Raw genomic sequence first — 10,172 nt, forward strand, 5'->3', positions numbered from 1 at the left:
CCCGTAGCGCTGGTAACGAGAAAGCGAGTTCAGCGAGCGTTCGTGGGCACCCGCGAAAGGCGTCGGAACGACGCCCAACGGCACATAGCCAACTCCCGGCACCGCTCCGCGCTATTCACACGATTGCGCCGACACCAAACTGTTCACGATTCACGATTCACGATTCACGATTCACGATTCACGATTCACGATTCACGATTCACGCCTCACACCTCACACCTCACAATTCACAATTCACAATTCACCACTAACGGTTTCACATGCTCGACATCATTCACCACGGCGGGGCCACTGGGGTAACGGGCAGCTGTCACCAACTGCTACTCAATCGACACGAATCCCTACTGGTGGATTGTGGCCTCTTCCAAGGGGAAGACGCCGCGGAAGATAGCTTCGAGCAGCTGCAAATTGAATTCGATATCAGCACCGTTAAGGCGCTCATCATTACCCACGTCCATATTGACCACGTGGGCAGGCTGCCTTACTTACTGGCGGCGGGTTTCGCCGGCCCGATTATCTGCTCGATCCCCACGGCCAAGCTGCTGCCCCTGGTGATTGAAGACGCGCTAAAAATTGGCTTCACCCGCAACGCCCAACTGATCGAGCGCTTTCAAGCGCAGCTCGAAAAGCAAATCGTTAGCGTGCCCTACGGCAAATGGCACAACATAGGCAGGGTAAGCGAAGTAAGCGACCACACCGTCGCTAGCGCAAGCACGACTGAAAACGCAGAGATAGGTGAAAGCACAGGCACCACACGGGTAAAACTAAAACGGGCAGGGCACATTCTAGGTTCCAGCTACGTTGAAGTGAGCTACCAGGATGCTGAAACCGGTGAAAAAGAGCGCATCGTATTCTCCGGCGATTTAGGTGCCCCATACGCACCGCTACTACCTGCGCCTAAATCCCCCTACGGCTGCGACCAACTGGTACTCGAAAGCACCTATGGCAACCGCCAACACCCAGACCGCCGCCAGCGCCGCGCCACCCTAAAAGCCGCCGTAGAGCAAGCACTTGCTAACGGTGGCACGGTGATGGTGCCTGCGTTTAGTATTGGCCGCACCCAAGAGCTGCTCTACGAGCTAGAAACCATTATTCATCAAGCGCGCTCGCCGCAGTGGCAGTCACTGGAAATCATTGTCGATTCACCGCTAGCAGCCCGTTTTACAAAGGTTTATCGCGAGCTAAAGCCCTATTGGGATAAAGAAGCTCAAGGGCGCCTGCGCAGTGGCCGCCACCCACTCAACTTCGCCAATATCTACACCGTGGATAGCCACGCAGAGCACGAGCAAACCGTTGAATATCTGGCCAAAACAGGCCGACCGGCGCTAGTCATTGCCGCCAGCGGCATGTGTGCAGGCGGGCGAATCATGAACTACCTAAAAGCCATGCTCGGCGATGAACGCCACCAAGTGCTGTTTGTGGGCTACCAAGGCGCAGGCACCCCAGGGCGGGATATACAGCAATACGGCCCACAGGGCGGCTGGGTAACTATCGACGGCGAACGGTTTGATATAAAAGCGGGCGTTTCCACCATCAGCGGTTACTCCGCCCACGCAGACCAAAAAGACCTGCTCAACTTCGTAAAACGCATGCGCCGCTGGCCCCATACCATCCGCTTGGTACATGGTGAACAAACCGCCCGCGCAGCGCTCAAAGTTGAACTCGAAACTCTTTATCACCGAAAAGGCAAGCAGGTGAAAGTGGTGAATGGTGAGTAGTGAGTAGTGAGTAGTGAGTAGTGAATTGTGAGGGGTGAGTTGGAAATGCTAAGTGGTGAGGGGCGGTAATGAGGAAGCATCAGGAGTTGCGTGTATGGCAACAAGCTATGGATATGGTAGAACAAATTTATCAAATCTCAGCAGCATTTCCTGATGAGGAGAAATATGGACTTACTAGTCAGATGAGACGGTCAGCAGTATCCGTACCCAGTAATATCGCTGAAGGTGCAGCAAGAGGTAGTTCAAAGGACTATATTCGCTTTTTGTATATTGCACGAGGTTCTCTAAGTGAACTCGAAACACAGCTGCTCATTGGGCAGCGCCTTAGCTATGTAAATGATGTAACTCCTACTATCGAGTTAATTCACCAAGTTTCTGGCTTACTCGGTGGTTTAATACGTTACTTACAAAATCGATAATTACTCACGACTCACGACTCACGACTCACGGTTCACCATTCACCACTCACAATTCACAAACCAAAAATGATTGAAATCAAAAATCTCTACAAACGCTACCACAACCACCACGGCAGCGATTGGGTGCTTAAAGACATCAACCTCACGATCCCCAAAGGGGTGAGTGTCGGCTTGATTGGTGCCAACGGTGCGGGTAAATCCACGCTGCTGCGTTTAATTGCCGGTATGGATACGCCAGAACGCGGTGAAGTCATTCGCCACACCCGCGTTTCCTGGCCCGTAGGGCTGTCGGGCGGTATGCAAAGCAACATGACCGGTCGCCAAAACGTCAAATTCGTAGCTCGTGTACAGGGCAGTGGCTCAGAAGAGGTGGCGCGAATAATCAAATTTGTCGAAGACTTCGCTGAAATAGGCGAAGCCTTTGACGAACCGATCCGCACCTACTCTTCAGGCATGCGTTCGCGTATTTCGTTTGGCCTCTCTTTAGCGTTCGATTTCGACGTCTATATCTCCGATGAAGCCACCGCCGTTGGCGATAGATCTTTCAAAGCCAAAGCAAAAGAGCTATTCGAATCGAAAGTGGGCCAATCATCGCTAATCATGGTGTCTCACTCAGAAGGCATTTTGAAGGATTTATGCCAAGCCGGTGTTTACTTAAAGCACGGGACTGCGCACTGGTACGATGACGTAAACGAAGCTATCGCTGCCTACCATATTGATGTAGATGCCAAAACCGACGGCACCGCACTGCCTAGCGATGTGCCCAGTGCCAGAAAACACCTGCAAGAATGCCATCAGGTGCTCAAAGCCGCACAGGAAAACCTAGAGGATTATCGAGAGCGCCAAGCGCCACAGCAAGACATTGCCATTGCTCATCAAGAAGTTCAAAAGGCAGTAAAAGCGTCGAAAATTGCCCGCGAGCACCTCGAAATGCTGGAAGAGCAGCAGCGCAAGGCAAAACGCAAATCTGCCTAGTGTTTAAAGATATCAGGCCACAGCGAAAAGCCCATTAACATCGGCTATTAAGAGAACTATGAACACCAAAACCTTTTTAATTACCGGTGGCGCAGGCTTTATCGGTTCTGCAGTAGTGCGGGAGCTTATTCAAAACACTGCCCATAAGGTGGTGAACGTAGACAAACTCACCTATGCAGGCAATTTAGAATCCCTGGCAAGCGTTGAAGCCAATGAGCGCTACACCTTTGCCCAGGCCGATATTTGCGATGCACAGGCCATGCAACAACTGTTCGAGCAGCACCAGCCTGATGTGGTGATGCACTTAGCGGCGGAGAGCCACGTAGACCGCTCCATCGATGGCCCGGCAGAGTTTATTCAAACCAATGTGGTGGGCACTGCCGTACTGCTGGAAGCCGCACGCGCTTATTGGAATAGCTTGGAAGGCGAGCGTCGCAACGCTTTTCGATTCCACCATATCAGTACGGATGAGGTTTATGGTGATCTGGCTGAATGTGAGGAGTCAGGAGCGAGGAGTGAGGAGGAAAACTCACCCCTCACAAGCGCGCAGCGCGCTCACGCCTCACTGTTTACAGAAACGACACCCTACGCCCCCAGCTCGCCTTACTCGGCCAGTAAAGCCAGTTCTGACCACTTGGTACGCGCATGGCAGCGCACGTATGGCCTGCCCACGCTAGTCACCAACTGCTCGAACAACTACGGCCCGTTCCATTTCCCGGAAAAGCTGATTCCGCTGATGATTCTCAACGCCCTGGCCGGTAAGTCACTCCCGGTTTACGGCGACGGCCAGCAGATCCGTGATTGGCTGTATGTAGAAGACCACGCCCGCGCATTGATCAAAGTCGCCACAGAAGGGCAAGTAGGCGAGACCTACAACATCGGCGGCCACAACGAGAAAACGAACCTGCATGTCGTAGAAACTATCTGCGATATTTTGGATAAGTTGGTGCCATGCAAGGCAAAAGAGGGGGCTCACGATTCACCATTCACGACTTACGATTCACACAAAGAACTAATTACCTTCGTCACCGACCGCCCCGGCCACGACCTCCGCTACGCCATCGACGCCAGCAAAATCGAACGCGAGCTAGGCTGGGTACCAGAAGAAACCTTTGAAACCGGCTTACGCAAAACCGTGCAATGGTACCTCGCCAACGAAACCTGGTGGAAACGCGTCCAAGACGGCAGCTACCAAGGCCAACGCCTAGGGAATGTATAGGATTGTACAAGCGCCCGAATTGTCAGTTTTTCGTAGCGCGGCGTAAGCGTTAGCGCACCCGCGAAAGCAGCGCGAAGCGCTGCCACATGCACGAACTTTCTACGTGTATAAAAAGGATCCCCAATGAATATCTTCATTACCGGCGGCAACGGCCAGGTCGGCTTTGAGCTACAACGCCAATTTTCCCTATTCGGTAATGTGTTAGCCCCTACACGGCATGAACTTGATTTAACAGATGCCAATGCAGTAGACGCCTACTTGGCTGAACACCAGCCTGCGTTGATCCTCAACGCAGGCGCTTACACAGCGGTTGATAAAGCCGAAAGCGAACCAGCGCAAGCCAAACGCCTCAATGCCGAGCTGCCAGCACAATTAGCCGAGTATGCCGCCAAGCATAATATCCCGCTGGTGCACTACTCAACGGATTACGTCTACCCAGGGGATGGTGAAACACCTTGGCAGGAAGACAGCCCCACGGCACCGCTGAGCGTATATGGCCAAACCAAGCTGGAAGGCGACCAATCGGTTACCCAAAGTGGCTGCCAACATCTAATTTTCCGCACCAGCTGGGTATACGCCGCCCGCGGCAACAACTTTATGAAAACCATGTTGCGTCTGGGCCGCGAGCGCGATGCACTTAGCATCGTCAACGACCAAATAGGCGCGCCCACCCCAGCACGCCTAATCGCCCAAGTCACCGCGCTAGCGTTCACGCCTCACAATTCACCCCTCACCCCTCACATAACATCAGGCATCTACCACCTGGCGCCAAGAGGGGAAACCAGCTGGCACGGCTTCGCCAGCGAGATTTTCAAGCAAGCACAGGTACTTGGCGAAGAGTTAGCGACCCAATCCGGCACCGTGAGTGGCATACCCACCGTGGAATTTCCAACTCCTGCCCAGCGCCCGCTCAACTCACGTATGCGCCTGACTAAACTTGAGGCCGCGCTTGGTGTCACATTACCGGTTTGGCAACACCAGCTAGCGCTAACGCTTGCAGAATGCTGTGAGGCGTGAGGGGTGAAATGTGAGGAGTAGACCTCCCACCTCACCCCTCACGCCTCACAACTACTACTTGTTTCATCACGGATGATAGACCATGACCACCTCACACCTCACACCTAACCCTTCACAAAGAAAGGGCATTATTCTAGCCGGTGGCTCCGGCACTCGGCTGCACCCCATTACCCGCGGTGTATCCAAGCAGCTCCTGCCCATCTACGACAAGCCGATGATCTACTATCCGATCTCGGTGCTCATGCTAGCGGGCATTCGTGAAATACTGATTATTTCCACGCCAGAAGATCTCCCCCAATACCAGAACCTACTAGGCAACGGTGAAGATTTCGGTATCAGCCTGCAGTATGCGGAACAACCAAGCCCGGATGGCCTCGCCCAAGCATTTATTATCGGCGAAGAGTTTATTGGCGAAAGCCCCGTCTGCCTGGTGCTAGGCGACAATATCTTTCATGGTCAGCACTTTTCAGACCAACTAAAGCGAGCAAGCCAGCAGGCTAGCGGTGCCACCGTATTTGGTTACCTGGTTAAAGACCCAGAGCGCTTTGGCGTGGTGGAGTTTAACGAAAACGGCAATGCGATCTCCATCGAAGAAAAGCCACAAAAACCCAAATCGGCGTATGCCGTTACCGGTCTGTACTTCTACGATAACGATGTCGTTGAAATTGCCAAAGCCGTAGAACCTTCCGAGCGTGGCGAGCTGGAAATCACCAGCGTCAATAACGCCTATTTAGAGCGGGGCGACCTGCGCGTTGAACGCTTGGGCCGCGGTTTTGCCTGGCTAGATACAGGCACTCACGACAGCCTGCTGGAAGCCAGCCAATACGTGCAAACCATTGAGCACCGTCAAGGCCTCAAAATCGCCTGCCTGGAAGAGATCGCCTGGCAACACGGCTGGATCGATGACGACCGCCTGGCCACACTCGCCAAGCCCCTCGCCAAAACCCAGTACGGCCTATATCTCCAACGCCTTTTAAAAGTGAAGGGTAAAACGTGAGGAGGGAGGAGTCTTGCTCCTCGCTTTTAACGCCTCACACCTAACTCTTCACCTTTCACGAGCTATCTATGCACTACGAAAAACTCACCATTCCCGATCTAGTCCTGCTCACTCCCAAAGTATTTGGCGACGAGCGGGGCTTCTTCATGGAAACCTTTCGTCAAAGCGAATTTGAAATCCACTGTGGTAACTACCAGTTCGTTCAGGACAACCACAGCAAGTCCGTTCAAGGTATTTTGCGGGGCCTGCACTACCAATATAAGCAGCCCCAGGGAAAGCTAGTACGCGTTACCCAAGGGGAAGTATTCGATGTCGCCGTTGATATGCGCAAGAGTTCACCAACGTTCGGCCAGTGGGTAGGGGTAACCTTAAGCGAAGAGAACAAGCAGTTGCTGTGGGTGCCACCTGGGTTTGCCCACGGCTTTTACGTGACCAGCGAAAAAGCCGAGTTCCAGTACAAATGTACTGATTACTACGCGCCTGGTGACGAAGTGAGCATTAGCTGGAATGACCCTCAACTTGGGATTGAGTGGCCAAATCATGGGGTAGAGCCCCAGCTTTCAGAGAAAGATAAGCAAGGGCTTACCTTCGAAGCGGCTCCCACCTTTGCCTAACAAGCAGCTAAATAGATTTGGCAAAAGAAAAAACGCTTTCTCAAATGCAAAATCGCATTAATAAGGAACTGAATGGCGAAACGATTGCCATATAGGAGCCTTTCTTATCTCCTAATGTTAATAAAGGTGCGCAAGTACCTGTTCTTATTGAAACGTAATCCATGGATGAAGCTGGAGAGTTGCAGTGAAAGCACACGAAGCAGCGCAGCTTGTAGAAGCATCAGAGCTATTTGATGCTAGGTGGTACATAGAGCGCTATCCCGATGTAAAAGCAGTCAATATAAACCCTGCTGCCCACTACTGTAAGTACGGGTGGCAGATGCTGCGTGACCCATCAAGCCAGTTTTCTACAGCAGGCTATTTGGCTAAGCATGAAGATATTAAAAGAGAGGGTATGAATCCCCTTTTGCACTATCTTCGTTTTGGTAAAAAAGAAGGCCGCGCAATTGTATCCAGCCACGAGCAAGGGATTGGCAACAAGCTAAAAGAAGTCAAGACAACCAGTGCACTAGCCAAGGTTCATGCTAGCCCAAATAAAAACAGTGAGGGAGTAGTTAAGCAACTGGCAGAGACTCAGGCGTTATTAGAACACTATTACATCAGATGCCAGGAACTTGAATTTCAAAAGTTAGATCATAAGCAAACGCCTAAAATGGAGTCTCTGTGAAAGTATTAACGGTATTTGGCACACGCCCTGAAGCTATCAAAATGGCCCCGCTAGCATTACAACTGGCAGCGGACGAGCGCTTTGAATCCAAGGTGTGTGTGACGGCACAGCACCGTGAAATGCTGGATCAGGTGTTAGATCTATTTGAGCTGAAACCCGAATATGACCTGGATATTATGAAACCAGGGCAAGATCTCAATGACGTCACATGCGGTATTCTCCAGGGGTTAAAGTCCATACTGGAAGAATTCAAGCCCGATATTGTCTTGGTGCACGGCGATACAGCGACGACATTTGCCACTACGTTAGCCTGCTATTATCAGCAAATTCCTGTTGGGCATGTAGAAGCAGGCCTGCGAACCGGTAATCTATATTCGCCGTGGCCAGAAGAGGGTAACCGTAAATTGACAGGCGCTTTGGCTGCCGTTCATTTTGCCCCCACCAATACCTCTAAGCAGAACCTACTAGCAGAAGGTGTTGACCCAGCCACTGTACATGTTACCGGTAATACCGTAATTGATGCTCTGCTGGACGTTGTTGAAAAGCTCAAAAACAATCCTGAGTTGGCGACGGAACTAGCGGCCCGCTTCCCTATGCTGGATAGCAGCAAACGCCTAATATTAGTAACTGGCCATCGCCGGGAAAGTTTTGGTGGTGGTTTTGAGCGCATTTGCCAAGCGCTTGCGGAAACTGCCAAAGCACATCCATCCACACAAATTCTATATCCCGTACACCTGAACCCAAATGTACGTGAGCCTGTTAATCGGTTATTAGCCGATGTAACGAATGTGCACCTGATTGAACCTCAAGACTACCTACCTTTCGTTTACTTGATGAACCAGGCAGCTATTATCTTGACGGATTCTGGTGGTATTCAAGAGGAAGCGCCCTCCCTGGGTAAGCCAGTGTTAGTAATGCGCGACACTACCGAGCGCCCAGAAGCGCTTGAAGCAGGCACCGTTAAGTTAGTAGGCACAGATGTAGCCAAGATCACCGAAGCACTGAATACGTTGCTGACCGATGAACAAGCCTACAACGCCATGAGTTATGCCCATAACCCCTATGGCGATGGCAAAGCCTGCCAACGTATCCGCGATGCCTTAGCGGTCTAGTACTTAATTTTTTGCCACGGAAGGGCACGGAAAGCACCGAAAAAAAAGCCATAAATATCAATTTAAAATTGTTTATCAGTGTTTTCAGTGGGTGTCAGTGGCCAAATCGCATGAGCTTCCGTGGCCTACTTATCAAGGAATCAAGCAATGAAATTTGAAACTATCTCTATGATTGGTTTGGGCTACATTGGCCTACCAACGGCCGCCGTATTTGCCTCACGTAAACAGAAAGTCATCGGTGTTGATGTTAACCAGCACGCGGTTGATACGATTAACAACGGTGAAATCCACATTGTGGAGCCTGAATTAGACATCATCGTGCGTGCCGCTGTTAAAGAGGGCTACTTGCGTGCTACTACAACGCCTGAGCCTGCAGATGCCTTCTTGGTGGCAGTGCCCACGCCGTTCCATACAGATGAACACGGGCAAAATCACAAAGCAGACCTTAGCTATATAGAAGCAGCCAGCAAAGCGATTGCTAAGGTTCTAAAGCCCGGTAATCTCGTAGTATTAGAATCGACTAGCCCTGTGGGGGCCACAGAACAAATGGCCGAATGGCTGGCAGAAGCTAGACCAGACCTTACATTTCCGCAAACCCATGGTGAAGCGTCTGATATTCGTATTGCACATTGCCCAGAGCGTGTTCTACCGGGCCACGTGATCCGTGAACTGGTGGAAAATGATCGCGTCATTGGCGGCATGACAGCTAAGTGCGCAGAAGCTGCCTGCGCGCTGTATCAAATCGTGGTGGAAGGGGAGTGCGTAGCCACTACCGCCCGCACAGCGGAAATGGCCAAACTTACCGAAAACAGCTTCCGCGATGTCAATATAGCGTTTGCCAACGAGCTATCTACCATTTGCCATGAGCTGGATATCAATGTGTGGGAACTGATTGCCCTCGCTAACCGCCACCCTCGTGTCAATATTCTTACGCCAGGGGCCGGTGTAGGCGGTCACTGTATTGCGGTTGACCCATGGTTTATTGTTGATTCATGCCCAGAGCAAGCCAAAATTATTCGTGCCGCCCGTGAAGTAAACGATGCCAAACCGCTTTGGGTACTAGAACGCGTAAAAGAGGCATTAGAGTATTATCACCAGCAACACCCAGATGCTAAACGCAGCGAATTAACCGTGGCGTGCCTAGGTGTGGCTTTCAAACCAGATATCGATGACCTACGTGAAAGCCCCGCATTAGGCATTGCAAAAAAAGTGGCTGAACTTGGCTGCCGCGTTCAAATTGTGGAACCGAATATTGAAGCACTCCCCAGATCATTAGATCTACCTAATGTTGAGCTTGTTTCGCTTGAAGAAGCGCTTGCGCAAGCAGATGCATTATGTGTTTTAGTTAAACATAAAAGTTTTATTAAAAATACTGATAGTGTGCGGCTTAAAGAGTATGTGATTGATGCAGTTGGTTTGCTGGGTTGATGTTTA

At 51.3% G+C, this 10,172-nt stretch carries 10 protein-coding genes; all 10 read left to right on the forward strand.

What is annotated here, in order from left to right:
- The first annotated feature begins 260 nt into the window (after positions 1 to 260).
- The 10 genes from HALTITAN_RS20955 (at position 261) to wecC (ending at position 10,166) form a co-directional block, all read left to right on the forward strand.
- The gene (locus HALTITAN_RS20955) at positions 261 to 1,718 is read left to right on the forward strand and encodes an MBL fold metallo-hydrolase RNA specificity domain-containing protein (RefSeq protein ID WP_039860421.1); all 1,458 of its coding nucleotides are present in this window, start codon (positions 261 to 263) and stop codon (positions 1,716 to 1,718) included.
- Positions 1,719 to 1,786: 68 nt separating this feature from the next.
- Complete coding sequence (locus tag HALTITAN_RS25035) at positions 1,787 to 2,137, forward strand: four helix bundle protein (protein WP_083868871.1); 351 nt, start codon at positions 1,787 to 1,789, stop codon at positions 2,135 to 2,137.
- Positions 2,138 to 2,203: 66 nt separating this feature from the next.
- Positions 2,204 to 3,112, forward strand: coding sequence for an ABC transporter ATP-binding protein (locus HALTITAN_RS20960; protein WP_022524128.1), 909 nt, complete (start codon positions 2,204 to 2,206; stop codon positions 3,110 to 3,112).
- Positions 3,113 to 3,170: 58 nt separating this feature from the next.
- Complete coding sequence (locus HALTITAN_RS20965; RefSeq protein ID WP_009288277.1) at positions 3,171 to 4,331, forward strand: dTDP-glucose 4,6-dehydratase; 1,161 nt, start codon at positions 3,171 to 3,173, stop codon at positions 4,329 to 4,331.
- Between the two features lie 123 nt (positions 4,332 to 4,454).
- Entirely contained in the window at positions 4,455 to 5,348 is an 894-nt protein-coding gene (gene rfbD, locus HALTITAN_RS20970; protein WP_009288278.1) for a dTDP-4-dehydrorhamnose reductase, read from the forward strand.
- A gap of 82 nt (positions 5,349 to 5,430) precedes the next feature.
- Entirely contained in the window at positions 5,431 to 6,345 is a 915-nt protein-coding gene (gene rfbA / locus HALTITAN_RS20975) for a glucose-1-phosphate thymidylyltransferase RfbA (RefSeq protein ID WP_009288279.1), read from the forward strand.
- Between the two features lie 68 nt (positions 6,346 to 6,413).
- Positions 6,414 to 6,959 (forward strand): dTDP-4-dehydrorhamnose 3,5-epimerase, encoded by a 546-nt coding sequence (gene rfbC / locus HALTITAN_RS20980; RefSeq protein ID WP_009288280.1) that lies wholly within the window; start codon positions 6,414 to 6,416, stop codon positions 6,957 to 6,959.
- 184 nt (positions 6,960 to 7,143) lie between these two features.
- Entirely contained in the window at positions 7,144 to 7,626 is a 483-nt protein-coding gene (locus HALTITAN_RS24580) for a hypothetical protein (RefSeq protein WP_009288281.1), read from the forward strand.
- On the forward strand, positions 7,623 to 8,738 hold the full coding sequence (gene wecB / locus HALTITAN_RS20990) for a non-hydrolyzing UDP-N-acetylglucosamine 2-epimerase (protein ID WP_009288282.1): 1,116 nt from the start codon (positions 7,623 to 7,625) through the stop codon (positions 8,736 to 8,738). The genes HALTITAN_RS24580 and wecB overlap by 4 nt, the downstream gene beginning before the upstream one ends.
- Positions 8,739 to 8,885: 147 nt before the next feature.
- Positions 8,886 to 10,166 carry a UDP-N-acetyl-D-mannosamine dehydrogenase gene (gene wecC / locus HALTITAN_RS20995; RefSeq protein ID WP_039860426.1) on the forward strand — a complete coding sequence of 427 codons (1,281 nt, stop codon included), beginning with the start codon at positions 8,886 to 8,888 and terminating at the stop codon, positions 10,164 to 10,166.
- Positions 10,167 to 10,172 lie beyond the last annotated feature (6 nt).

The sequence above is a fragment of the Vreelandella titanicae BH1 genome (assembly GCF_000336575.1).
Taxonomy (GTDB): Bacteria; Pseudomonadota; Gammaproteobacteria; order Pseudomonadales; family Halomonadaceae; genus Vreelandella; species Vreelandella titanicae.

Bases quoted from the DNA above. Each gene is read 5' to 3' on its own strand.
- HALTITAN_RS20955 (WP_039860421.1), top strand. From the start codon at position 261: ATGCTCGACATCATTCACCACGGCGGGGCCACTGGGGTAACGGGCAGC.
- HALTITAN_RS25035 (WP_083868871.1), top strand. From the start codon at position 1,787: ATGAGGAAGCATCAGGAGTTGCGTGTATGGCAACAAGCTATGGATATG.
- HALTITAN_RS20960 (WP_022524128.1), top strand. From the start codon at position 2,204: ATGATTGAAATCAAAAATCTCTACAAACGCTACCACAACCACCACGGC.
- HALTITAN_RS20965 (WP_009288277.1), top strand. From the start codon at position 3,171: ATGAACACCAAAACCTTTTTAATTACCGGTGGCGCAGGCTTTATCGGT.
- rfbD (WP_009288278.1), top strand. From the start codon at position 4,455: ATGAATATCTTCATTACCGGCGGCAACGGCCAGGTCGGCTTTGAGCTA.
- rfbA (WP_009288279.1), top strand. From the start codon at position 5,431: ATGACCACCTCACACCTCACACCTAACCCTTCACAAAGAAAGGGCATT.
- rfbC (WP_009288280.1), top strand. From the start codon at position 6,414: ATGCACTACGAAAAACTCACCATTCCCGATCTAGTCCTGCTCACTCCC.
- wecC (WP_039860426.1), top strand. From the start codon at position 8,886: ATGAAATTTGAAACTATCTCTATGATTGGTTTGGGCTACATTGGCCTA.